24 protein-coding genes and 1 riboswitch are annotated in these 25,057 nt (G+C 41.5%); of the genes, 15 read left to right on the top strand and 9 right to left on the bottom strand.

Going from position 1 to position 25,057, the window contains the following annotated elements:
- Nucleotides 1-10 precede the first annotated feature (10 nt).
- On the top strand, nt 11-310 hold the full coding sequence (locus L3V38_RS14790) for a hypothetical protein (protein ID WP_237119865.1): 300 nt from the start codon (nt 11-13) through the stop codon (nt 308-310).
- Between the two features lie 38 nt (nt 311-348).
- On the opposite strand, the gene L3V38_RS14785 is transcribed toward L3V38_RS14790, so the two are convergent.
- Nucleotides 349-1,440 (bottom strand): MBL fold metallo-hydrolase, encoded by a 1,092-nt coding sequence (locus L3V38_RS14785; protein WP_237119864.1) that lies wholly within the window; start codon nt 1,438-1,440, stop codon nt 349-351.
- A gap of 131 nt (nt 1,441-1,571) precedes the next feature.
- The gene (locus L3V38_RS14780; RefSeq protein WP_062568226.1) at nt 1,572-2,228 is read right to left on the bottom strand and encodes a DUF2959 domain-containing protein; all 657 of its coding nucleotides are present in this window, start codon (nt 2,226-2,228) and stop codon (nt 1,572-1,574) included.
- A gap of 86 nt (nt 2,229-2,314) precedes the next feature.
- Between L3V38_RS14780 and L3V38_RS14775 the strand changes: the two genes are divergently transcribed.
- Genes L3V38_RS14775 through dtd form a run of 3 tightly spaced genes read left to right on the top strand, consistent with a single transcriptional unit; the run spans nt 2,315 to nt 4,591 of the window.
- Entirely contained in the window at nt 2,315-3,187 is an 873-nt protein-coding gene (locus tag L3V38_RS14775; RefSeq protein WP_130151494.1) for a virulence factor BrkB family protein, read from the top strand.
- Nucleotides 3,188-3,212: 25 nt separating this feature from the next.
- On the top strand, nt 3,213-4,166 hold the full coding sequence (locus L3V38_RS14770; RefSeq protein WP_237119863.1) for an alpha/beta fold hydrolase: 954 nt from the start codon (nt 3,213-3,215) through the stop codon (nt 4,164-4,166).
- Nucleotides 4,154-4,591: a D-aminoacyl-tRNA deacylase gene (gene dtd / locus L3V38_RS14765; RefSeq protein ID WP_237119862.1), complete on the top strand. Its 438-nt coding sequence runs from the start codon at nt 4,154-4,156 to the stop codon at nt 4,589-4,591. The genes L3V38_RS14770 and dtd overlap by 13 nt, the downstream gene beginning before the upstream one ends.
- On the opposite strand, the gene L3V38_RS14760 is transcribed toward dtd, so the two are convergent.
- Nucleotides 4,592-5,281, bottom strand: a complete 690-nt coding sequence (locus L3V38_RS14760; protein WP_130151497.1) for an SAM-dependent methyltransferase — start codon at nt 5,279-5,281, stop codon at nt 4,592-4,594.
- Between the two features lie 225 nt (nt 5,282-5,506).
- Between L3V38_RS14760 and L3V38_RS14755 the strand changes: the two genes are divergently transcribed.
- Together L3V38_RS14755 and L3V38_RS14750 are read left to right on the top strand one after the other, a co-directional pair.
- Complete coding sequence (locus tag L3V38_RS14755; RefSeq protein WP_237119861.1) at nt 5,507-6,400, top strand: bifunctional GNAT family N-acetyltransferase/hotdog fold thioesterase; 894 nt, start codon at nt 5,507-5,509, stop codon at nt 6,398-6,400.
- An 87-nt stretch (nt 6,401-6,487) separates the two neighbouring features.
- Nucleotides 6,488-7,612: a hypothetical protein gene (locus L3V38_RS14750; RefSeq protein ID WP_237119860.1), complete on the top strand. Its 1,125-nt coding sequence runs from the start codon at nt 6,488-6,490 to the stop codon at nt 7,610-7,612.
- Nucleotides 7,613-7,719: 107 nt separating this feature from the next.
- On the opposite strand, the gene L3V38_RS14745 is transcribed toward L3V38_RS14750, so the two are convergent.
- The 5 genes from L3V38_RS14745 to dapA form a co-directional block, all read right to left on the bottom strand.
- Nucleotides 7,720-8,757 (bottom strand): phospholipase A, encoded by a 1,038-nt coding sequence (locus L3V38_RS14745; RefSeq protein ID WP_130151500.1) that lies wholly within the window; start codon nt 8,755-8,757, stop codon nt 7,720-7,722.
- Nucleotides 8,758-8,933: 176 nt separating this feature from the next.
- Nucleotides 8,934-10,052, bottom strand: a complete 1,119-nt coding sequence (locus L3V38_RS14740) for a succinylglutamate desuccinylase/aspartoacylase family protein (RefSeq protein ID WP_237119859.1) — start codon at nt 10,050-10,052, stop codon at nt 8,934-8,936.
- 5 nt (nt 10,053-10,057) lie between these two features.
- Entirely contained in the window at nt 10,058-11,263 is a 1,206-nt protein-coding gene (locus L3V38_RS14735) for a PLP-dependent decarboxylase (RefSeq protein ID WP_237119858.1), read from the bottom strand.
- Nucleotides 11,263-12,003, bottom strand: a complete 741-nt coding sequence (locus tag L3V38_RS14730; RefSeq protein ID WP_054552405.1) for a 2,3,4,5-tetrahydropyridine-2,6-dicarboxylate N-succinyltransferase — start codon at nt 12,001-12,003, stop codon at nt 11,263-11,265. The genes L3V38_RS14735 and L3V38_RS14730 overlap by 1 nt, the downstream gene beginning before the upstream one ends.
- A gap of 14 nt (nt 12,004-12,017) precedes the next feature.
- On the bottom strand, nt 12,018-12,902 hold the full coding sequence (dapA, locus tag L3V38_RS14725; RefSeq protein WP_130151503.1) for a 4-hydroxy-tetrahydrodipicolinate synthase: 885 nt from the start codon (nt 12,900-12,902) through the stop codon (nt 12,018-12,020).
- 137 nt (nt 12,903-13,039) lie between these two features.
- Nucleotides 13,040-13,236: riboswitch (Lysine riboswitch) on the bottom strand.
- Between the two features lie 183 nt (nt 13,237-13,419).
- On the opposite strand from dapA, the gene L3V38_RS14720 reads away from it, so the two are divergent.
- From L3V38_RS14720 to L3V38_RS14695, 6 genes are all read left to right on the top strand, one after another.
- Nucleotides 13,420-14,115: a DNA-3-methyladenine glycosylase I gene (locus L3V38_RS14720; protein WP_237119857.1), complete on the top strand. Its 696-nt coding sequence runs from the start codon at nt 13,420-13,422 to the stop codon at nt 14,113-14,115.
- Between the two features lie 8 nt (nt 14,116-14,123).
- A complete protein-coding gene (locus tag L3V38_RS14715) occupies nt 14,124-15,536 on the top strand; it encodes a protein adenylyltransferase SelO family protein (RefSeq protein ID WP_237119856.1) in 1,413 nt (470 codons plus the stop codon).
- A 378-nt stretch (nt 15,537-15,914) separates the two neighbouring features.
- The gene (locus L3V38_RS14710; protein WP_130151506.1) at nt 15,915-16,964 is read left to right on the top strand and encodes an OmpA family protein; all 1,050 of its coding nucleotides are present in this window, start codon (nt 15,915-15,917) and stop codon (nt 16,962-16,964) included.
- A gap of 282 nt (nt 16,965-17,246) precedes the next feature.
- Nucleotides 17,247-19,844 carry a bifunctional aconitate hydratase 2/2-methylisocitrate dehydratase gene (acnB, locus tag L3V38_RS14705; protein WP_130151507.1) on the top strand — a complete coding sequence of 866 codons (2,598 nt, stop codon included), beginning with the start codon at nt 17,247-17,249 and terminating at the stop codon, nt 19,842-19,844.
- 199 nt (nt 19,845-20,043) lie between these two features.
- The gene (locus L3V38_RS14700) at nt 20,044-20,676 is read left to right on the top strand and encodes a 2OG-Fe dioxygenase family protein (RefSeq protein ID WP_130151508.1); all 633 of its coding nucleotides are present in this window, start codon (nt 20,044-20,046) and stop codon (nt 20,674-20,676) included.
- A gap of 9 nt (nt 20,677-20,685) precedes the next feature.
- Nucleotides 20,686-21,924, top strand: a complete 1,239-nt coding sequence (locus tag L3V38_RS14695; protein WP_237119855.1) for a cysteine desulfurase-like protein — start codon at nt 20,686-20,688, stop codon at nt 21,922-21,924.
- A gap of 54 nt (nt 21,925-21,978) precedes the next feature.
- Here the strand turns inward: L3V38_RS14695 and L3V38_RS14690 are convergent, their stop codons facing one another.
- Nucleotides 21,979-22,683 (bottom strand): 2OG-Fe(II) oxygenase, encoded by a 705-nt coding sequence (locus tag L3V38_RS14690; RefSeq protein WP_237119854.1) that lies wholly within the window; start codon nt 22,681-22,683, stop codon nt 21,979-21,981.
- Between the two features lie 37 nt (nt 22,684-22,720).
- Between L3V38_RS14690 and L3V38_RS14685 the strand changes: the two genes are divergently transcribed.
- The 3 genes from L3V38_RS14685 (at nt 22,721) to L3V38_RS14675 (ending at nt 24,989) form a co-directional block, all read left to right on the top strand.
- On the top strand, nt 22,721-23,119 hold the full coding sequence (locus L3V38_RS14685; protein ID WP_237119853.1) for a thioesterase family protein: 399 nt from the start codon (nt 22,721-22,723) through the stop codon (nt 23,117-23,119).
- 81 nt (nt 23,120-23,200) lie between these two features.
- Nucleotides 23,201-23,779 (top strand): aminodeoxychorismate/anthranilate synthase component II, encoded by a 579-nt coding sequence (locus L3V38_RS14680; protein WP_130151512.1) that lies wholly within the window; start codon nt 23,201-23,203, stop codon nt 23,777-23,779.
- A 49-nt stretch (nt 23,780-23,828) separates the two neighbouring features.
- Nucleotides 23,829-24,989, top strand: a complete 1,161-nt coding sequence (locus tag L3V38_RS14675; protein WP_237119899.1) for an HDOD domain-containing protein — start codon at nt 23,829-23,831, stop codon at nt 24,987-24,989.
- Nucleotides 24,990-25,057: the final 68 nt, after the last annotated feature.

Below are 25,057 nucleotides of genomic sequence, written 5' to 3'. Positions count from 1 at the left end.
AATCGATTTAATGGACAAGGAGCAAATGGACGCGCAAATTGCTTTTTCTCAGATGCAGCGAAATGAATCCATCAATGAGAAAATAGATGCGCTCAGGCCTAAGTGGTGGTCTATTATCAGTAAGTATGCAAGTTTTATTTTCACGCTTTTAGTTGTGCAATACTTCTTTCCTGAAACGATTGACCAGCCTGTTTTCTACTTTATTTTACTAATGATTTTTAATGTAAGTATTGCCCAGTACCATGAAAATAAACAATTACATAAACGATTAGACTTACTGCACAGTTTAATAAAAGAGACGAAAGTCTAACCGCTTTAGTGTGCTAGATTGATAGGGGCAAGACCTTACTACAATGACACTTGCTCACCTTCATTCAATATGTATAGAGGAACTTGGCTGCTCATGGCCTTTTGCATGTGCAGTAATCGCAGTAATGCAGAGTGACTAGAATGGTCGCCCATTTGCCAGCTTGAGTTACCATACCCCCATGGGATCATCACTTTACAGCTTAGCTCCTCAGCTGCATTTAACGCATCTTCAGGTGTTGTGTGTACATAGCGATACCATTTGCCGCTTTCTTGGTGGTAATAGGACGCTATCGGCATCAAACATACATCAATTTCGCCGTATTTTTGTTTAATATCCTGAAAATGTTTTGAGTAACCGGTATCGCCAGCGAAAAATAAGGTTTTTCCGTTTTGTTCGAGTAACCAACCATTCCATAAATCTTTATTGTGATCTTCATAAATCAAAGGCACTAAGATACGGCTGCTAAAGTGGTGAGCTGGCACGGCATGAATCGTTAAATCATTAATTTTAGTGCTTGCGTACCACGCCATCTCTGAGATAGTAAAACCACCGGTAGGAAAGTTATCTGCAAATCCTAAAGGCACTAAATAGCGTGGGCCATTGCCAATTTCTTCTATATCCGCTTTGTTAAAATGATCATAATGAATGTGTGAATACATCACCGCATCTAGGCCATCCAGCTCTACTTTTGTTGGCCAAAAACCAGGTTTGCGATAGATACCGCCTGCGAGTTTGAAGGCCAAGTCTACAGGTGAATCAAACTGATCCTTAACGGGGTCAAACAACAACTGCTCACCACTGGGTGATTGAATATAAAAGCCTGCATGACCCAACCAGCGAACTGTAAAGCCTGAATCGACTTTAGGTACTATTTGTTCGCTTTGATAGTGGCATTGTGAGTTGCTGTCGTTGCATACAAGCAGTTCAGACGTTTCATAGCAATTGTCGGTGCAAGTTGTTGGGTATTCTTTGTCACCGGGGTAAAGGTTATGGTAACGACCTGCCTGCTCTCCTTCGGTTTTTAACGGGGTAATCGTACCTTCGCCAGCAATAACATTAACAGTGTTAGAGTTGCTACAAGCTGCTAAAAGTGCAGCGGCGATAAGTGTAGGAAGTGTTTTTAAATGCATAACATGCTTACTTTTTATTCTTTGCCATGAGTTTAGCAAAATAAGATTTAAGATAAATCATTAAAAAGTAACAAGAGGTTACATAAAAAAGCCTACGTTTAAGTAGGCTTAGTGAAATGTGCGTAAGATGACTAGCTTGCTTTATTCATTTGCTCAATGAATTTATTTGAGTCTTCAATCGACTTATTCATGTCATCCATTAAAATTTTGATGTCGCGTTTTAGATTCGTAAACTCGCCTTTGATAGCTGTTACAGCTTGTGCATTAAGATTATGCTTTAGGTACAGTACGTTATCGTGAAGCGATGTTAATACAGGCTCCATTTTACTTTCAGCACTGCGCATTGAGCGTAACAGTTGGTCAAATTGGCGCTTGGTTGCATTAAGCTTTTTGCTGCTTTCACGCTTTAGAGAAGCGCTTTTATATTGTTCAAGCTCATCGCTCCATTCATCGAATAGCGCTTCGGCTACATCTTCAACTTTGTTGATGTTGGTGGTTACTTGATTCGCAGCTGCAAGGCTTGATTCATAATCATCATTGAGTTGGTTGTAGGCATCTTGTAGTTCGCCACCATCAAAGTTGATTAATGTGGTCAGCCTCTCTAATGCTGATTGAAATTCTTCTTGTGACTCTTGTTGAGACTCTTTAGTTTCTTCAACACGGTCAACTAAAATATCGCGCTTATGGACACCTACAGACTCCATGGCTGAATAATAAGCTGACTGACAGCCTGATAATGCCATGGTAACTGCAAATAGTGGTGCGCTTAAAAGTGTCAGTTTTTTCATTGAGTTCCCTTTTTGGATGCCTGTCATTTCAAATTATGTGGCGGATTGCTATGATTATCAAAACATTTTAGCAGAAAGTTGATTCTATGGATGAGAAGCTCAGTCGTTATAAGCTGCAAATAAGTATTTTCCTAAAGCAGCAACCTGGTTGGTGGATGCAGTATTTGACGCGATGTATCGATGATCAAATTACGGTTAATGCTGGCTATTTGGCGTATGTGACCTTGCTATCGATTGTGCCACTTGTTGCCGTAGGCGTGGCGATATTTTCTGCATTTCCTGGGTTTGAGAGTACCTTAGTGACAATCGAAAACTTTCTATTTACTAACTTAGTTCCCACATCGACCGATGTGATTAAGGAGCATATCAGTTCTTTTGCTGGTAACGCAAATAAGATGACGGCAGTTGGTGTGGGCTTTTTAGCTGCTGTGTCGTTGTTATTGATTAGAAATGTCGATGCCACTCTCAATCGTATTTGGCGAATTAAGAAAAAACGGCCGATGATGATTTCTTTTGCCGTGTATTGGATGGTTTTAAGCTTAGGGCCTGTGTTATTGGGCGCAAGTATTGGCGTGACTTCTTATATTGTGTCGTTAGTGTCGTTTGCTGATCAAGGAATCCCCGGTTTTAGTGGATTCTTATTAAAGCTTTTACCTTACGTTATTTCTATGGTGGGCTTTATTATGCTCTATACTTTAGTACCTAACACACGAGTTCCATTTAGAGCGGCAATACCAGGGGCTTTATTTGCAGCTATGTTGTTCGAGCTGACTAAAAAAGGCTTTGCACTGTATATCAGTCATTTCCCATCCTATGAAGTTATTTATGGGGCCCTGGCGACCATTCCTATTTTGTTTGTATGGGTATATTTGTCGTGGATTGTTGTATTACTCGGTGCAGAGTTTACGGTCTGTATCAGCCCAGAAAATATTGAAGACACCCCTGATATAGATATCTAAACTGACTGCACCTAAGGAGAACGAGGTGCAGTTTCATCCACAATACGTAGCTAACCGCGACTATCATCTGAGTGTAGGGGATGGTCATCAAATTCATGTTCAGGAATTCGGAGAGCCCAGTGGCATTGCTGTCGTTGTCTGTCATGGGGGGCCTGGTTCTGGACTATGTTCTGAAAACTGCCGATTTTTTGATCTTCAGCGCTATCGTGTAATCATGTTTAGTCAGCGAGGATGCGGTCACTCTACACCTCACGATACGCAAGCGAATACGACACAGGATTTGATCTCTGATCTTGAATTTTTACGTATCCAACTTGGCGTTAAAAAGTGGCTTGTTAGTGGTGAATCTTGGGGGGCAACATTGGCTTTGCTTTATGCTATTAGTCATCCTGAATCCGTTGCAGGGCTGCTTTTACGAGCTAGTTTCTTAGCCTGTGAAAGTGATTTTGCATGGTTGTATTCACAACAAGGTGCAGGCGCCCAATTTTACCCAGAAAGCTATAGAGAATTTGCAGGAGAACTACGCGATTGGTCGCAGCTATTAGATTTTTATCAATGCCAGCTTAGTAGTGAAGACCAAATAAATGCTAATAAGTATGCAAAAAGATGGTGTCATTGGGAGCAGGTTTTATGTCACGCCGAGCCATGTACAAGCTGGTGTATATCTGAACCCCACTCAGCACTGAATCAAGCACGATTAATGGTTCACTACTTTCGTCATCGTTGCTTTATTGAGGATCGCTATATTACGAAACACAGTGATATATTGGCACATATTCCTACTTGGTTTATTCATGGTCGAGCTGATTTGGTGTGTCGTTACAGTGCGGTGCAGCAATTAGCAGAGCAGCTCAATGCGCAATTGTTGATATTAGATGGCATTGGGCACAGCAGTGATAATCAGGTATATTTGGCGGCAATGCGACGTGCCGCAGATTTAATGTATATCAAGTTATCGAGGGATCAATGCAAGGCTTAATTCAAAGAGTTACACAAGCGAAAGTTGAAGTGGCAGGCGAGGTAGTGGGTGAAATTTCACAAGGTATTTTGCTGCTATTAGGTGTGGAAAAACAAGATACTGAGCAAAGCGCTCAGAAGCTTTTACATAAAGTTACTAATTACCGCATTTTTACCGATGAACAAGGAAAGATGAACTTAAGTTTGAATGATATCAAGGGAGAGCTTTTAGTGGTTTCGCAGTTTACGCTAGCGGCTGACACTAAAAAGGGCATGCGTCCAAGCTTTTCAAGTGCAGGTACACCAGCGCAGGCAAATGAGTTATATGAGTATTTTATCGCTCAAGCAAAAGAAGCTGGTTTACGTGTAGCGACTGGGCAATTTGCAGCTCACATGCAAGTGAGCCTGTGCAACGATGGCCCTGTAACGTTTAACCTATCAGTATGATTACTTTGTGATCATCACAATATGATTGACGTAGTTAGGAATTTTTTCAATACTTGGGCGTTTACCAAATTCAGTGATGAGTAAATGCTCAAGTTGTTTTAGTTGTGATGGGTGGTTAGATAAAAAGTTGATGAATAGTAAGCCATTTTTTGCCATTGCTGCACGTAACTTGGCATAAAATTGATGTTTAAATAAAAATAATGGTGCATCTACTTCACTGAATAAATCTAAAATAATCCAATCATACTCATGCCCTTGCTCTAACACCTGCTGAGCATCGAAACAGCGTAAATTATTATCATGATGACCACCAAAATAACGTTTGTAGCAGTGAATAATATCGGGGTTTTTATCAACAGAAGTTAAGTGGCTTTGTGGGTAGGTATGCTGTAAATAATTTCGGATAGCACCTCCACCTAACCCCAGCTCGAGTATTTTGTTGGGTTCTTCTAACTCTTGCCAAAGCCTTGCAAGGTACTGTAAGTGAGGGAAAAGTAATCGTGCTGGGCGGCGCTTTTCGACTACAGATTGTAATGTTTCATTAATTAACAGCCAGCGAAACTGATTCATTTGTCTTACTTGAATAGACTCTCTACCTTGCTTGTGCCAATAAATAAGTTGCCCGAGCCTGTGGCAATCTTCAATAAAACACTGTTTTATCGCGCCACTGGGTTCAAAAAAATGTTCCATATTTCGGGCCTTTAACTTTGTATGTATAAAGTATGACAATTACTTCAGCATAGACCAGCCTCGCTAAAGTGCCAATTGTGCAGTAGTTTTTACAGCGAAGAATAATAATTTTGGCTAGGTCACCAAAGTATTATTCCAACTTGATGGAAGATAGCGTATCGTAATTTGCATTCGTTAGGCCACGAAAAAACAACATGAGATGGCTGAATTATCACAGGAGTATTTATGTTTAAAGTGACCACCCCACAAAGCAGCGAAGATTGGCAAGCGTATTATTCATTGCGTTGGCAGGTTTTAAGAGCGCCATGGGGCGAGCCGCGCGGTTCTGAACAGGATGATTTAGAACAAGACGCAGAGCACCGCTTTATCAAAAATAATGATGGTGAAGTATTAGGTGTGGCACGCCTTCACTTTAATAATCATCAGCAAGCGCAAGTACGTTACATGGCGGTAGCCGAAGGTAACCGCAATCAGCATATTGGTAGCCGTTTATTACATGAATTAGAAAAAATCGCATGGACTCAAGATGCCGATGAGCTCGTGTTGTTTGCTCGTGAGCGAGCTCTTGATTTCTATAAGCGTCATGGCTATGAGTTAAAAGAAAAAGCGCATTTAGCTTATGATGACGTACAGCACTGGAAAATGGTTAAACAAAAACCTTCTGAACCAGGCTGGTTCCGCCACCCAAACTGGACACAAGTACTACAAAATACATGGCGTGAATCAATTCCAATTAGTGATGCGATGGGTATTAAAGTTGAAAGTTATACTGATTGGCAGTTTACTACCCGCGCTGATTTAGATGCGAACTTAAACCTTCACAACACTATGTTTGCTGGCTCTATTTATAGCTTAGCGACCTTAACAGGGTGGGGAGCAACTTACCTTGCGCTGAAAGAGGCAGGCTTTGAAGGAAATATCGTGTTAGCTGATGCTAACATTAAATACTTAAAACCACTTAATACCGACCCTCGAGGTTGTGTTGATGTGAAAACTTGTAAAGGTAACCTTAGCGAACTGGAAACAAAAGGCAAAACCAGTTATGTAGTGCCTGTCACTATATTTGATGGCAACGACGTTGTTGCAGAGTTTGAAGGGGTGTTTGTTGTGGTTATGTAGCATTAGTTGATTTTATGTTGATCTCTTAGATTTCTTGGCTATAGTTTAAGTTCCGATTATGGGTACATTGAAATAGGGATTGATATTATGTATAAATTTATTATCTGCTTAGTTTTGCTAAGCGTGTCAGGGAAAGCATTTAGTCAGGATTTTAAGGCTAGGATCTGTAAAGACTGTACTTATTCAGAAGCTAAAGAAATTGCGAAAAAGTTAAAGCCAAAACTTGTATGCCAGCAAGTTGGTAGAAATCCTAATCCTGTATTTGGAAGTGAAGAGCAATGCTATTCAACAACAAATAAAGTATTAGTGGTTAACCAAGCTACCCGTGAAATATTCGGTTTTTATAATGAGCATAGTAATCAAGGTACACCGCGTTACAATATGTCAAATACACTTAGAGATATGAGTAGCTACCCTACAGCAGTTGATACTTTGATTAATGACGTACTAGATACATATGCTCAGCTAGATGAGATCGCAGCGCAAGTTACAGCTGACTTTAATCAAGGGACGATGCCAAGTAGTACAGAAAAATTAAAATTCAATACATACAGTACTGCTAACACAACAAATGCGACTTGTGACAATGCGCCTGAGGCTAAAGCTATGAATGCGATGCTTGACGGACGAAATATGGCGAATGTTCAAAACCGTGCACAAGAATACGCAAGGCAAAAACAATTAGATACTCGCTCATTTCACAAGACACGCTTCACCGGAGTTAATTTTGGGGTCAGCGCTGGGGGTGTTTCTGTTGGTGGGACGTGGGAGTATATCCCTGAAAATAGAACTGTCATTCAAAATTTTACACTAAATACCGACGTGCCAGTAAACTATCCGCGAAATCAAGTAGCCTATGAATTAAGTTTAGATAGTGCTGGATTTATCGGGATTGAACTTAATAAAAATGCCACCATACTCGACGGTATATCTCTAGGCGTATTGAAGCAAGTTAATTTCTCTGTTTCACAAATTTCAAACTGCTTAGCTGAGTTGTTTGACAAAAAATTTCCAAAGTCAATAAGTAGCCCTGGAGGTGGTGCCATAGGTACTCCGGCAGGATCAGGAAGTGCGCCTTTAGGTTGGGGAAATATACCAGTTGTAAGAGGTGGTGGTAGATTAGGCACTTCTGGAGGTGGCGGCACGTGTACCCACCACTATTATGATCATCATGGCCATCCAATGGCGAGCATCCAGGGGGCATGCCCTTAACTTATAGTTAACTAAGCTAAAATGTAAAAGCACTAAACGTAGAATTGTTTAGTGCTTTTTGCTTCTCACTTAAAATCAACTAAATTAATACAAGCTAAAAATGAAACTTAAAGTAAGTCAGTTAACAGAATACCCACGCCAAAGCGTTCAATATCGGCGTTGTAATCAATCAAACTCTCACCATAACCATTAAAGTACTGTGCGTAACCTCGTAACCTGCCCCAAAGAGGGAAAGACCAATCGAGTTGAATTGCCCCGCGATTATCTGAGTTTAGATTATTGCGTGTCATAAAGCTGAATTCATGTTCGTTATAACGATAAGCGCCAGAAAACTCAAAGTACCCCATGTATTTATAGATATCAGGGTTGTCATCACCACTGGCTTCTAGCTCATCTTCTTTTTCATCTTCTGGGATGCGGTACCAAGGTTTAAAGCTAAACACAAAACCATCTTTTTCCCATAAAAAGTCTGCATAAATGCGATTCCATGAACGAGAATTCGGTTGGCTTCGGCCATTTGATTGATGTGATGCACCAATCGCAATTGCCATTTCATCTCCCCATAAGACATTTTCTTCATCAAGGTAGTTTATCCAGAATACCTCTGGCTCATAGTTGGTTTCACGAAATGGTGAAGAGATATCTTTGTTGTAAAACTGCCAAAACGACTGCATCGTAAACGCAAAGTACACACCTTGGTCTTTATCTGAGAAGCCTTCAAAGATAGGTACCTTAATTGACAGCTGATATTTTACTTCGAGGTTGTCGAGTGGCTCACCATTTGTTTCTTCTGCTAGATCTTTTAAACCGTCAAAAGGGCGAGTATTTGGATGCGATACGTAAGACAGTGGCAAGATATAGTTACGTTTATGTGGCGTGATTACATTGCGGTTTTTTTTACTTACTTCTTCGCGTGCTTTTCGTTTATCAAGTGCTGTAAGTTTTTTACTTTCATCTAAATCAGAGCACTTTTTTCGAAGCTCTTCGAGTGTTTGTTTACCGTCACCACCAATCGCTTCATTTAAAATACATTGTTTTACTAATTCGAGCGCGTCATCTTGTTCATTGGTTTTTGTTTCTTCTGTCTGCGCCATAACAGGTACAGAAAATAAACTAGCGACAGCTAGCCACGTGCGCCATCCCATTGCGATTTCCTTATTGAATAGAGGTGAAGTTAAGATAAGTATAACGATTTTTACATAAGTAACCGTGAACTTGTACTGAATTGTTAAATTTTTAGGTAAATAGAGCCCCAAGCGAAACTTGGGACTCTGCTGTTACGGCCTAAGCCGTGACTCTCACGCAATGAGAAGGGATGAGCTTATAGCTCAAATACGTTGGTAAAAAACTTATATAATTCGGTGCCTTGATTCACGCTTGCTGAAGCAAAATGTAAAATGGCTATTGCATCTTTATCAAAACTGAGTGTTTGTAATGGTTGTTCTGATAGGTAGCGCTCCATTCTTAAAATATGGGCTATAGGTTCACCTGCTTTAATATGGCCACCCAGTGGCGCTAGGTACTCCACCATGCCGCCCATGGGAGCGTAGTAAGCAATATAATCTTTGAGCATACAGGCATAGCGTGTCATCGCTTTGGGTTGATACGCTGCATCAACTAATACCTCTTTGTGGTTGAGGTAACTTAAAATGCTATTTGCATCTTCAAAGGCTGCACTTAAATCGATTTTTTCTTGGCTACCTAGCTCAACGGTGAATGCCTCGACTTGGACAGCGAATTCACGGCCTTGTTTTCCAAGCTCTTCAGATAACGACCACCATGGACAGAAACTCGCTTCATCCATCGCGCCATCAAAATCATTCGGGATCAATAACACATGTTCGATGTTGAAGTAGCGCGCGCTGTCTTTGGCGTATTCAGGGCAATATAAGTGCTGACTTGAGATAGGCCCAGTGTGAAGGTCTAAAACAATATCAGCCTGATGGGCAAGCTTTTGTAAGTTAAGGGCAATACGCTTACCTGTTGTTAGGCTGTAATCAGGGCCTGTTAGTTGGCTGTCGATATCAGCAACCAGTGCTTCTTTAAACGCCGCTTTAAGGGTCGCATCATCACTGTCTTTGTGCTGTTCAGCAATTTGTGATGGTAAGGCTTTGTTAAAGCGGTACATGCGGTTCCAGTTGGTGCCAGTAATTGGATCGAAGCGACCTAGCGTAAATTCACCTGACTTTTGGTTACAACCAATTGGGTTGGCATAAGGCACTAGAGTAATATCGCCACGCAGCTTGAGTGATTTTAGCTGCTCTAGCAATTGATAAATTACTGCATTACCTTGCACCTCAGCACCGTGCATATTGGCTTGTATATATACGTTTGGGCCTGTGCCATCGCCTTTTAAGCGATACACAGGAATTGTCAGTGGTAGGCCGTTGGCAATCTCGCCAACCACAATATTCTCTTGGCTAATGAATTCTTTACTCATGGCGATTACCTCAAATAATAGCTGGCATCTTCAGCGCTACGAATGCACTCAATATTGCCTTGTTCAAGGATGTATTCAGCTGCTAATTCGTGGCATAAAAAGTACGGCATACTTTCGGTAAAGCCATATGCCCCACATTGGCTGAATACCAACCAGTCTTGTTCATTTAAATCGCTTGCTAATTGGTGTTCACCCAAGCAATCAAGGGCGGTGCAAAGCGGGCCGTATAAAGTCATTGCCTTAGGTTCAGCCGTTGATTCGCGTAGTAACGCCGCAGGGAAATCTTGGCTTGTTACAGCAGGGCGAAGTAAATGGTTAATACCCCCTGATAAAATCACCTGCTGTTGATTGTAATTCTCTTTGCGCTCAACAACCGGTGTTGCGTAATGGCCACATTCGCCAACCGCATAGCGGCCAAGTTCCATCCAAAGCTCTTTGACACCAGCATCTGCTTTAATGCTCGCCAGGGTCTCGATAAGTGCAGACCAATCAAGTTGGTTAGCATCTTGGGTATAAGGAATGCCTAAGCCACCCCCTAAATCGAGAATATGAAGGTTAATATTTAATGAGCGTGCTAGCTGTTGTAATGGCGCAATCATCGCGCGCCATAGCTCGGCGAGCTTGTTAGTGCTCAGCATATTGCCCCATTGGAAAATATGCAGACCATCAAAGCTAAGAGCTGGATAATCACTTGCAGTGAGTGCTTGCCACTCATCACAGCCTAAACCAAAAGGAGTAAGGCTATCGCCGCCAAGTGGATTCTTTTCGCTGTCTGGCCAACGAAGTTGTACACGCAATAGAATTTGCAACTGACAATTTGCTTTTGTTGCTTCCTCATTTAACCAGCGAACTTGGTTAATGCTCTCGGCCACGAAGGTACGTACGCCGCGAGCAATAAAATGTGAAATTTGTTTAGGGCTCTTTGCAGGCCCTGTGTTGAGCACGCGCTCGCTATCGATGCCTTGAGCAAGTACTTGCTCAAGTTCACCTTTACTTGCAACATCAAAGTTAAACCCTGCGCTGTCTAAACATTGAATAATGCGAGACAGTGGGTTGGCCTTAACGGCATACCAAAGTTTCACATCGGTTTGCGCAGTTAGTTGCTTTAAATGTGCAGTTAATTTATCTAAATCATAGACAAAAAATGGCGTATCAAGATGCGTTGAAACGTGTTCAACCGCTTGCTTGATGGGCGTGCTCAAAAAGCTCATTAACGTAAAACCTCTTCTAACAGTAATGATGCATCGCTTTGTTCGTCACGGTATTTCACGATCAATGCACAAGACATGCTTAGGCCTTGCTCGCGAGCCCATGCATTTGAAGCTGGGCGAGAACCTGGGATTACAATCGCGTTTTCTGGGATTGCTTCACCTTTGTCTAGCTGGCGCTCATTCACACAATCGTAAACAGGAATGGTTGCCGATAAGCGCACACCCGGCGCAAGCACAGCCCCTTTTTTCACAACCACACCTTCAACAATAACGCAGCCTGCGCCGATGAATGCATCATCTTCAATCACTACTGGGCTGGCACCAATTGGTTCAAGTACACCACCTAATTGTACTGCTGCACTTAGGTGAACATTTTTACCTACTTGTGCACATGAACCCACTAGTGCGTGGCTGTCGACCATCGTGCCTTCGTCGATGAATGCACCAATATTTACATACGCTGGTGGCATAATAATCGTGCCTTTAGCAACGTGTGCGCCCCGACGAACACTGCTACCACCTGGTACCATACGCACGCCTGCATCGGCTGCAAAGCCTTGTGGTGCCAAGTTGTGCTTATCAACAAAACCACCTGGGAACTCAGTATTTGTGCCATTTTTGAAAGCTTCTAAAATGCCTTGTTTAACTTCTACATTGGCGTGCCAGTTGCCGTTCTCGTCTTGTGTCGCTGCGCGAACTGCGCCTGATTCTAAGTTGTTTAATAATTCTAACCAGCTCATGATAAAACCTGTTTTTAGTTCCAAGATAAAATTGTGTTGTTTGCGTGGGTGATGCTGTCTGTTTGCTCAAGCTCTAAATGCGTAAGCGGCGGACGTAAATGCGGGGTATTTATTTTACCTTGCAGGTGCATCAGTACTTTTACGGGGATTGGATTTGCCACAGCGAACAAACTTTGGATTGCTTGCGACCAATCGGTGAATAGATTTGGGTATTGACCACTTAAACTGCGTTTAACAAACTCATGGGTTTGACTCGGCCAAGCATTCGCGGCAACCGACACTAAACCTTTTGCACCAGCTTGAGCAAAATATGGCATAAGTGCATCATCGCCACTGAAAATGGCCAGAGTTGGTGATGCCGTTCTAAAACCTTCAAATTTACTAATGTCGCCACTGGCTTCTTTTAAAGCCCAAAGGTTTTTGTGCTCAGCAAGGTTTTTGATCACCTGCGGTGCAATCTCAACTGCACTTCTTCCTGGTACGTTATACAACATACAAGGGTGATGACTTGCGTTAAGTAGGCTTTCAAACCAATGTGTTTGGCCAACAACCCCTGGCTTTGCATACAGAGGTGAGCCCAATAGATAGCCATGAATAGGTAGTTGATTGCAGTATTCAACCCAAGCAATTTGTTGCTTAAGGTTCATACCGCCCACAGCAACCATGAGTGGTACTCTCGGTGCTAATTGGCAAACATGCTCAACAATGGCTTGTTGCTCTTTAAGTGAAAGCGCCAGTCCTTCACCGGTACTGCCAAGCAATAAAATGCCGTTATTTGCATCTTGCTGCTCAGCCACTAGTTGTTCAAGGGCCGTGTAATCGACCTCGCCAGATTCAGAAAATGGCGTGACAAGCGCTGTCCATAATGGATAGTCGTTTAAATCAAAATTGTTGATCATCTCTCACGAACTTATAAGGTATTCGAAGAGTTTATGCGGGAACATTTGAATGGAGCCGCATGTCGTCGTTCGAACAAGGTATAATTCGAAGAGCGAATGGGCTTAAAATAATAAAGACGCGACGGCCTTATTATACTAAGACCAGAAGCTCTCCACCAAACTAATCAATAGCAATTTGCTATTGTTGGTGACAGTCGCTGGGATTCAGCCCAGTCGCCCGAAATAAGCACCTCACAAACGGTGTTACTTCTCGGCGTTAATTCCCCTCACGTATGATCAACAGAGTCTGTGCTCTTCCCATACGCTACCTGAATAACGCACCTCTTCCAGCCCTTTATGCTCGCTTTAAAGGTTAAAGCCAACATAGTTAAATAGGGTATATTCGGCGATTAAAGCATTTTAGCCATCTAGGTGTCAAGACGAAGGATTTGTTTTTTAGTGACCGATTTTGCAACATGGTTACGTATAAGCGTGTTTTTACGTACACTTAGCGTTAACCAAATAAATTGGAAAAATGATGGAAAAATTTAACGATATTTATCAACGAGCCGTATCTCGAAAGGGCAGCGAAGAAATGCTGCATGCACTGTTATCAAACCCGCTCGATGATACTGATATTGCCAAAATACATGACGATTTATGGTTAGAAGAGTTCACGCGCAAAGTTTTTCAAAGTGGCTTTTATTGGTCTGTTATTAATAACAAGTGGGCAGGTTTTCGCGACGTGTTTTGGGATTTCAGTGTAGAGAAACTGTTGATGATGCCGCCAGATATGCTTGAGCAAAAAGCCAGTGACGAGCGAATTGTTCGTAATTTTAAAAAAGTACAAACGATCCCTGAAAATGCGTACATGATCCACGAAGTTGCCGAAAAACATGGCAGCTTCAGCCAATTTATTGCGGATTGGCCAACTGACAATATTATTGGCTTGTGGGCCTATCTTAAAAAACATGGTGCGCGTTTAGGGGGAAATACAGGCCCTTACGCTTTGCGAGCGCTTGGTAAAGATACCTTTTTACTTTCTCGCGATGTAGAAACCTACTTGCGTGCCCACGAGTTGATAGACGGCGGCTTACAAACTAAAAAATCGTTACAAGCAGCGCAAGATTTTTTCAATGAACTACAACAGCAAAGTGGCTATAGCCTGCAAGCACTTAGTCAGCTTGTGGCCTATGGGGTAGGTGATAACCGCGTAGGTGTAGCCACACGTTAAGGACAGTTATGAAACTGCAAACTCGATACACAGATATTAGTGAACTGCTCGCTATTGAAGATATGCCGAGCGCCGTTGCTGAGCCGCAATTGCTGCTCTTCAATGACAAGCTCGCTGATAATTTTGCGATTAATCACGACAGCGAATTCTTAGCTAAATTGCTATCTGGTTCAGCGATAGATAACGCCGTGGCACCGGTTGCACTTGGTTACTCAGGTCATCAGTTTGGTCATTTTTCACCGCGTCTTGGTGATGGCAGGGCGCATTTGCTTGGCGCTATTACAGATCAAGATGGAACATTGTGGGATGTGCAATTAAAAGGCGCAGGAGCAACAGTGTTCTCACGCGGTGGTGATGGTCGTTGTGCCATTGGCCCTGCAGTGCGTGAGTATATTATGAGTGAGGCGCTTGATGCGCTAGGTATCGCGACTACGCGCTGTTTAGCTGTGGTGACTACTGGTGAAACGGTATATCGAAATCCTCCTCGACCTGGTGCGGTCGTCACGCGTTTAGCTAAAAGCCATATCCGTGTTGGTTCATTTCAATACTTAGCAACACAGGGTGATATAGAAGGATTAGAAAAGCTTGTCGATTACGCTATCTGTTGTCATTTTCCTGAAATTAATAGCACTGGAGAACAGCGCTATATCGACTTTTTAACAGCTGTACAAGACAAGCAAATTGAGTTGATAGTAAGTTGGATGCGTGTCGGTTTTATACACGGTGTTATGAATACTGATAACACCTTGATAAGTGGTGAAACCATTGATTATGGTCCTTGCGCTATGATGAACAACTTTGATTTTGATACTGTGTTTAGCTCAATTGATCACCAAGGGCGCTATGCATTTGGCAATCAGCCGACGATTGCTAATTGGAATTGTGCGCGCCTAGCTGAAAGTCTATTACTTTTATTTAAAGACGAAAAACAAGCGCTTACAGACCTTTCAACGGTTATAAATAGTTTTTCAACTCGGTTCAATGACGCCTTTAATTTTATGTGGCAAAAAAAGCTGGGCTTAGAAAGCCTGGAAGGAGATGATCATATACTTGTTTCTGAATTGTTGACGTTAATGAAGCAACATAAATTGGATTATACCAACACATTTAATCTTTTGACTGAGTCATTACAGTCTCCGGTAACCATACCTGCCAATATAAAAGAATGGTATAAAAAATGGTTTTTAAGAACATCTACTCAAAGTTATAAAACGATGCGTGCTGTTAATCCTGCAGTCATTCCACGCAACCATAATATCGAAATGATTATAGGTGAATATGAGAACTCTGGAAAAAGCGCTTCACTGGAAGCATTTTTGAAAGTGATATCAAATCCTTATATTTATAAAGCTGAAAATACACATTGGTATGAGCCTCCTAAGGAAGGTGATGCGAATTATCAAACTTTTTGTGGAACTTAAAAAATTCCAGAAAAGGCTGATTGTTAGCTACTGTGCCTAAGTGTAATATTTAACACCTATGCTAAGAAATATGACTGAACACTTTTTATATAAGTTAACGCACCTAGTTATTAAGTCTATTTTTTAGTTAATTTATAGTCGTTGTTAATTAACAATAATAACGAGTTGTTAATTTGAATGACGATTTAACTATAGTATTAGGTAAGTTTTATATTATCACCTATAGTTTCTAATGACCTGAATCAAACTATGATTTGAGTTAGTAGTATAACCTGTTACCTATTAAGTATAGGTTAACAAATCGAAGAGTATTCTGCTTATAAAATGGGCTGGGATGACTTAGCTGAAAATTTTAATTGTGAAAATGGGAAGGAAACAATGAAATTAAAATCACTTACTATGGCGATCGCATTAGCTGCAACTAGTGCATCAACATTTGCTGCAGAGAAAGAAGGTTTTTATATCGGTGTATTCGGTGACTACTACGATGCATCTTGGATTGCAACAGATTACTCACCTAACGTGAGAACTGGTTATGCAACAGGTTTCGGTGCTGAGATTGGTTACCGATTCTCAGATTACTGGAGCGCTCGTTTAGAGTACGCTGATGGAAATATTGATACTGAACACCTAATCACGGGTGATAAGTACGACATGGACATGGATAGATACGGCATCGACATGCTGCACCATTTTTCTGGTGGTCCATTCTACGGTGTGTTAGGTCTTAAAGAAATTGATGTGTACGAGAAAAGTACATTTGCAAATATTGGTCTAGGTTACCAACACTTTGTAACTGAGGGTCTATCAGTTAACTTTGAAACATCTTACTACAGAGGTTTAGAGTTCAGTGAGTCAGACTTAAATGCTAAGTTTGGTGTAAGCTACTTATTCGGTCAATCAAGCGAGCCAGCGGCACCTGTTGAGCCAGCTCCAGTTGTTGTTCAAGAGCCAACAGATTCAGATTCTGATAACGATGGTGTAATTGATGCTGATGACCAATGTGCAAACACGCCGATGACAGACGCTGTAGATGCAACGGGTTGTACTTTGTATGAAGAGAAGCCAGTAACAATTAGCCTACTAGTTAGCTTTGCTCATGACTCAGCGGCTGTTCCACAACGCTACTTTGATGACATTGCTGAAGTTGCTACCTTCATGAAGGAAAATACAGACGCAACGGTTGTTTTAGAAGGCCATGCCTCAGCAGTAGGTGATGCTGAGTACAACATGACTCTATCTAAAAAGCGTGCTGATGATGTTGCTGATGAATTAATCAAAGACGGCATCTCTGAAGATCGTATTTCAACAAAAGGCTATGGTGAAGAGCGTTTGAAGAATGAAGCAAACACTTTAGAAGCTCACGCTGAAAACCGTCGTGTTGAAGCGCAACTAACGTCAACTCAACGTGTAAAAGTTATGCGTTAATAGTGAGTTGTAAGTTTTGAGAAACCCAGCCATATGGCTGGGTTTTTTTATGCCTAAAATAAGAATGATTCTTACTTAATAAATATTCATCTGAATAGCTTTTTTTTTAACTACTATTCATGTTATTTATAGTGAATATAAAGTGCCTAACCGCAGCATGGATTTTCATCTATACTTAAAAGCTTTATAATCAATCGTCAGAATACTATAAGTACTGGGTTATATATTTGGTATTTAGTTTAATACTACCGAGTACTTTCACGTCACCAAGAGGGCAATATTGTGCTACAAGAATATCGTAAACACGTAGAAGAACGTGCCGCGTTAGGTATCGTACCAGCGCCATTAGATGCTCAGCAAACGGCTGATCTTATTGAACTAATTAAAAATCCACCAGCAGGCGAAGAAGAGTTTATTCTTGATCTTCTTGTTAACCGCGTACCACCAGGTGTTGATGATGCAGCTTACATCAAAGCAGGTTTCTTAGCTGCAGTTGCAAAAGGTGAAGCGAGCTCTCCATTGGTATCAAAAGAAAAAGCTGCTGAGCTACTTGGTACTATGTTAGGTGGTTACAACATCGCGCCTATGATTGATCTTTTAGATGACGCAGCGTTAGCACCAATCGTTGTTAAAGGTTTATCAAATACATTATTAATGTTCGATGCTTTCTACGATGTAGAAGAAAAAGCGAAAGCAGGTAACGAATTTGCTAAGCAAGTAATCGAGTCTTGGGCAAATGCAGAGTGGTTTGTAAATAAGCCAGCTGTTGCTGAAAAAATCTCAGTTACGGTATTCAAAGTAACTGGCGAAACAAATACAGATGACCTTTCTCCTGCACCAGATGCATGGTCTCGTCCTGATATTCCATTACACGCTTTAGCAATGCTAAAAAATGAGCGCGAAGGTATCAACCCTGAAAAACCAGGTGAAGTGGGCCCAATCTCACAACTAGAAGAGCTTAAAACGAAAGGTTTACCTCTTGCTTATGTTGGTGATGTAGTTGGTACGGGTTCTTCTCGTAAATCTGCAACTAACTCTGTACTTTGGTTCATGGGTGATGATATTCCTCACGTACCAAACAAACGCGTTGGTGGTGTATGTTTAGGCGGTAAAATCGCGCCTATCTTCTTCAACACAATGGAAGACTCTGGTGCATTGCCAATCGAACTTCCTGTTGACGAGCTAAACATGGGCGACCAAATCGATATCTTCCCATACGAAGGTGTTGTTAAGCGTCACGGTACTGATGAAGTAATCTCTACTTTCTCCTTAAAATCAGACGTAATTCTTGATGAAGTGCGTGCTGGTGGTCGTATTCCACTAATCATCGGTCGTGGTTTAACGGATAAAGCACGTGCATCACTAGGTATGGAAGCTGAAGATATCTTCCGCAAACCTGCTCTTGTAACTGATTCTGGTAAAGGCTTCACATTAGCTCAGAAGATGGTTGGTAAAGCATGTAACATGCCTGGCGTACGTCCTGGTCAATACTGTGAGCCGAAAATGACCACTGTTGGTTCGCAAGATACAACAGGTCCTATGACGCGTGACGAACTTAAAGATCTTGCTTGTTTAGGTTTCTCTGCAGACTTAACAATGCAGTCTTTCTGTCATACATCAGCTTATCCTAAACCAATCGACGTAAACACTCACCACACACTTCCTGATTTCATCATGAACCGTGGCGGTGTATCACTACGTCCAGGTGACGGTGTAATCCACTCATGGTTAAACCGTATGTTATTACCAGATACAGTAGGCACTGGTGGTGACTCGCATACTCGTTTCCCTCTAGGTATTTCATTCCCTGCGGGTTCAGGTGCGGTAGCATTTGCAGCAGCAACAGGTGTAATGCCTCTTGATATGCCTGAGTCAATCTTAGTTCGTTTCAAAGGCGAAATGCAGCCAGGTATCACACTACGTGACCTAGTTCATGCTATCCCTTACTTTGGTATCAAAGAAGGTCTTCTAACAGTTGAGAAGAAAGGCAAAATCAACGAATTCTCTGGTCGCGTACTAGAAATCGAAGGTGTTGAGCACCTAACTGTTGAGCAAGCTTTCGAGCTTTCTGATGCATCAGCTGAGCGTTCAGCGGCAGGTTGTACAGTTAAGCTTTCTAAAGAGTCTATTGCTGAATACCTAGAGTCAAACATTGTAATGCTTAAGTGGATGATCTCTGAAGGTTACGGCGATGTTCGTACTATTGAGCGTCGTATCACCGCAATGCAAGAGTGGTTAGCGAATCCAGAGCTTATGGAAGCGGATGCTGATGCAGAGTACAAGCATGTAATCGAAATCGACCTTGCAGATATCAAAGAGCCAATCCTTTGTGCGCCAAATGACCCTGATGATGCACGCCTTCTTTCTGACGTTACTGGCGAGAAAATCGATGAAGTGTTCATCGGTTCTTGTATGACTAACATCGGTCACTTCCGTGCTGCAGGTAAACTACTAGATGGTTTCAGTGGTCGTATCCCAACTCAACTTTGGGTTGCACCACCAACGAAGATGGATAAAGACCAACTTACTGACGAAGGTTACTACGGTATCTTTGGTCGTGTAGGTGCTCGTATCGAAACTCCAGGGTGTTCACTATGTATGGGTAACCAAGCGCGTGTTGCTGATAAAGCAACGGTTGTGTCTACCTCTACGCGTAACTTCCCTAACCGTCTAGGTACTGGCGCAAACGTATTCTTAGCATCAGCAGAGCTTGCTGCAGTAGCAGCAATCTTAGGTAAACTTCCTACACCTGCTGAGTACCAAGAGTACGCAGCTAAGATCAATGCAACGGCAGCTGATACTTACCGTTACTTAAACTTCCACCGTATGCCTCAGTATACGAAAAAGGCAGATGAAGTAATCATTCAGCAAGCTGTTTAATAAGTAAATAGCGTATTTTTACTTTAAAGCCCGCATTTTTGCGGGCTTTTTATATTTTAGATTAAATTTTCATTATTTTGACTTTATCGATCTTAAAATTGATCAATAACTGCATTGAGTTTACATAATAACGCAATATTTTCCCTTCAATTGCATTAAAATCCTCGCCAATATTCTCAACATTTAAGGCGAGATCTTTATGACTACATTAAACAACCAGAACCTCTTACAACTTCGCTTTGTAAGCCAAGCACATATTGACGCAGTAAAGCCTTCTTTTGCTAACCTTCCTGCTAATCCATACGCAGATGGTGAATTTCGTAAGCGTCGTTATTCAGTAATTAAAGTTGTTGATGGTGAACTAAAACTACAAGCAACAAAAGCATTCGTACAAGACGACTCAATCAATACCTTTCAAGGTAATGTTGAGCGTACTTATGAGAACTTAGAAGATAGCCTATTAGCCACTGATGGCATGAAGCAAATCGTTAATCAGTTCCGCGATATGACGGGTATTAGCGATGACCGCGATATTGAAATTCACCAATTCAGAATGCTTGCGATCGACAGCGACACACCTGCTGCGCCAGAAGGTGTTCATCAAGATGGTTTTGATCACGTGTGTGTATGTGGTGTATCGCACGAAAACTTAGAAGGTGGTGAGCTACTTGTTTATGAACACCAGCAAGCAGAGCCATGTTTCAAAATGGAAATTAAAGACGGTATGTTCGCACTGATTAATGATCGTGAAGTATGGCACAACGCTACACCAATGAATAAATTAGACGCAAGCAAAGAAGGTTACCTTGATTGCTTCGTACTCACTGCGTAAGGGTATAGTATGAACTTAACGCAATTACGTCGCCAATTTCCTGCACTTATGCAACAAGTCGCAGGTCAGTCGCCGATTTTCCTTGATGGCCCTGGTGGCTCGCAAGTGCCGCAGTCAGTTTTAAGTGCCATGACTGCTTATTTGGGTTACTACAACTCAAACTTAGGCGGTGCATTTTTCTCAAGTGATAAAACTGTTGAGCTAATGGCAAACGCTCGCCAAGCCGCAGCCGATTTATTAAATGCGCCAGCTAAAGAGCAAATCGTGTTTGGTGCAAACATGACAAGCTTAACGTTTAGCTTTAGCCGTGCAATTTCGCGTGATTGGACTGAAAATGATGAAATTATTGTCACGAATGCTGATCACTTCTCAAACGTTTCATCGTGGCAGCAAGCTGCTGAAGATAAAGGTGCGACAGTAAAAACGGCGCTTATCAACGAAGCTGATTGCAGCTTAGACATGGCGCACTTTGAAAGCCTTTTATCTAGCAAAACAAAGCTTGTTGCTGTGACATATGCATCAAACACCACTGGTTCAATTAATGACATTAAACGCATTGTTGAGCTTGCTCATGCCGTTGGTGCGTTAGTCTATGTTGATGCCGTTCATTACGCACCTCATGAGCTGGTTGATGTACAAGCGCTTGATTGTGACTTTTTAGCGTGCTCTGCATACAAGTTCTTTGGTCCTCACCTTGGTATTGTCTATGGTAAACGCGAGCACCTTGAAGGTTTCACACCATACAAAGTTGAACCTGCAAAAGATGTTGTGCCAGGTCGCTGGGAAACCGGTACACAAAGCTTCGAAGCCCTGGCTGGCCTTATTGCTGCGGTTGATTACATTGCTGCAATTAGTGAGCTTGATGATAGTCATTCACGCCGAGAAAAGCTCGCTGCTGCATTTGCTACCACTAAACAACACGAAATGTCACTCAGTAAGCATTTCTTAACTCGCTTAGCAGATTATCCACGTATTAAGTTATTTGGTATTAATGATTTGGCGCGTTTAGAAGAGCGTACACCGACTTTTGCTTTAACGTTTGAAGGTATCGAGCCGCGTATCGTGTCTGAATTTTTAGGCAAACAGCATATCTGTGTGTGGGATGGTAATTTCTATGCACAAGGTTTGTGTAAGCAGCTAGGTGTATTAGATACCGGCGGTGTAGTACGTATTGGTTGTATGCATTACAACACTATTGAAGAACTCGATCAGGTTTTCGATTTATTTGATCAGTTATTAAAGATGTAAACACGTTACTAGTTAGCTATCAGAATGTCGTTTCTGATAGCTAATATAACAAGTTTACGACTGCGGCTGTCCATAAATTTGTTCTGCGCGGTTGAATAAAATCCACGACGTTAAAATATACTTATCATTTGAAATGGGCTTGTTGCCACGGTGAGTATGCGTGAAGTAACCTGGCGCTATTACCATAGAGCCTTGTTTTGGCGATATTTTACGTTGTTGATAGTAAAACTCTGTTTCTCCACCTTCTTCGACATCATTTAAGTAAAACATAAATAACAGCACACGATGCAAGGTTTCGTTATGGCCAATTTGTGGGTATACCTCACTATGCCAATACGGGTAGCCACCTTTATTAATATCGTACTTTTGTGCCTGAATAGGACCCATTCTAAAAATTTGCTGGACTAATAATGGCAGTTGAGGTTTACCGACTTCTTCATAGTTATCTTGTGTTAAATCAACTGGTTTTCCTGTTTTGGGATGATACACTTTCAACCCAAAGGCACCAATCATCATGAATATGTGCTCTTCAATGTATTTAAAGACGTAACCAGCAGTAACTTGCTGAATGTGTTTTAATTGTTCAGCATATTCTGGATGATTACTCAGATATAAGTCATGACTATCTTTCTTTGCTAAATCGATGCCGCCAGAGGTCATGCCCTGCTTTAAATGCGCGCTTTGTTCAAATAGCGTGATAAAGTTGTCGCAAAATTCTTTACTAAGGGCGTTTTCGTATACACGAATAAAGTCCGTCATGAGCTACCTTTTATTTATATTTTTTTATAGGGTTACTATGTTTACAGAAAAAATCTCGCCTCGTTTTAGCGAAACGGATGTTCTAGGGCACATCAACAATACCGTACTCCCCATATGGTTTGAAGCAGCGCGTGTCCCTATTTTTAAATTTTTTACACCTGATTTAAACCCTCACGACTGGAAATTGATTATTGCTAAGGTTGAAGTCAGTTTCGTCGGCGAGCTATTTTACGGCCATGAGGTTGAAATAAAAACAAGCGTGGAGCATATCGGTTCAAGTTCATTTGTAGTGAGGCAAGAAGCTTGGCAGCAGGGCACATGTTGCGCAGTCGGTAAAACAGTGTTGGTGCGCTATGATTTTAATAATAAATGCTCAAAAAAGCTTGATGAAGATGAAAAAACGGCACTTGCAGCACATTTATTCGCTTCAGAATAGGGCATTTATGCCGACATTCTTTAGTGCTTGAGGTAATATACGCGCTCATTATTTTGAGTCCGTATTTCTGGGTTACATGCAATGCTGTTAATGATTGATAATTATGATTCGTTTACCTATAACTTAGTGCAGTATTTTCAGCGCTTAGATCAAGATGTATTGGTAAAACGAAATGATGAAATCAGTATTGCTGAAATCAAGCAGCTCAAGCCTGAGCATATTGTGCTTTCACCTGGGCCTTGCTCTCCCAACGAAGCTGGTATTTCACTTGAGGTTGTTGAACAATTAAAAGGCCAGTTGCCAATTTTGGGAATTTGTCTTGGTCATCAATCTATTGCACAAGCTCTTGGAGCAAAGATCATTCGGGCCAAGCAGGTGATGCATGGTAAAACATCCGTTATTCAGCATACCAATCAAGGTGTTTTTACTGGGCTTGAAAACCCGCTTCGCGTGTGTCGTTACCACTCTTTGGTTGTTGATAAGCAAACATTACCCAATGAATTGACGGTTACCGCATGGACTGAAGTAAACCATGATTTAGACGAGATTATGGGCTTAATGCATCGTAACTTAGCGCTCGAAGGGGTTCAGTTTCACCCCGAGGCAATTTTGACAGAGCAGGGGCTTGAACTACTTGCTAACTTTTTAACTCGCTTCTAATCTTAAGTTTATTGAATTAACAATTATGAACGAAAAAACGCCTGTGCAAATAACTGAAAAAGATCGCCAACAAAGGATTGCAATGATGCTCGACGAGCGTGCGCATGACTTATTGCTTGGTCATAGTTTTGCACAACGTCAAATTGGTTATATTCATACACTTGAAATTGACTATGGTGAAAAAATCGAGCAACGCACTTTATTAGAGGTGGAAGTTGCCGCTCATAAGAAGCGCCAGAAATCCAGCACGGCCCACCATAAATACCGCGCACAAGCGAGTAAGCAATTACACCAAGTTATCGAAACGGCAATGAACAAGCAGCTTGAGGATATTGATTCTGTTATCCATGAAACAATTGGTATACAAGATGCTGTTCCAGCAATTATTGATATCCTCGCTGTAAAATCGGCTTCTGTAGGGCGAATTGAGCCTTTGGTACAAGACTTATCTTGGTTAGGGCGAGAGTTGGTCGCGCTTGTTAATTTGCCTTTTTATCGTAAGCAACGCAGTAAAAATACATCAGTTAAGGTCGATAACCCGTTATTAGCACTACGTTATATCGGGCTGGATAATTTAAAGTTTGTTGTGCCTACGTTTGCTGTACGTCATTGGATGCCTCATAGCACTGAACCATTTCCATTGTTAAAGCGTCGCTTACGTGATAATTCGATGGCGTGTGCGATTGCAGCGCAAGAGATAGCAAAGTTGAATGACGTTAATGAAGAACAGGCATTTACTCTTGGCATGCTAATGGATGTAGGCAAGATTGCCTTGGTAAGATTGTACTTGCGTACATTCGAACGTGTATGGCAACGTAAAGTGACTATGGCACGTGAAGAGCAGAATAAGGATCTTCATACCGCCCTGCTTGAACTTAAACCAGACCCATTATTTTTAAGTTCTTTATTGAGTAAGTTATCAATGACGATTACTACTAAAGTGATTGAACAAATGGCTTTTCGCTATTTGCCTTTCAAGGCGGTCATGGAGCAACTTATCTCGCCACATCCGATTAGCGATGAAAGTTTACCTTTAACTCGTGTTATTTTAAAAGCACGATGTTATGCACAATTTTTGAGCTTGAACGAACATCAGTTAGTTGAAAAAGACGAAATTCAGTCTTGGTTTACGTATTTTGGTTTTACTCAAACAGAGCTAAAACATCTGGCTAAGTGCAATTTTGAGAATTTCAATATCAAAATAAATTAAAAAAATTAACATTTTTTTTGCGACTATTCATTCATAGTTGAGTTCAATTCATCAACAATGTTTCGCTA

Source organism: Pseudoalteromonas sp. L1 (assembly GCF_021728095.1).
Taxonomy (GTDB): Bacteria; Pseudomonadota; Gammaproteobacteria; order Enterobacterales; family Alteromonadaceae; genus Pseudoalteromonas.
The sequence above is the reverse complement of the archived record's forward strand: the minus strand, read 5'-3'. Positions and strand labels throughout refer to the sequence as shown.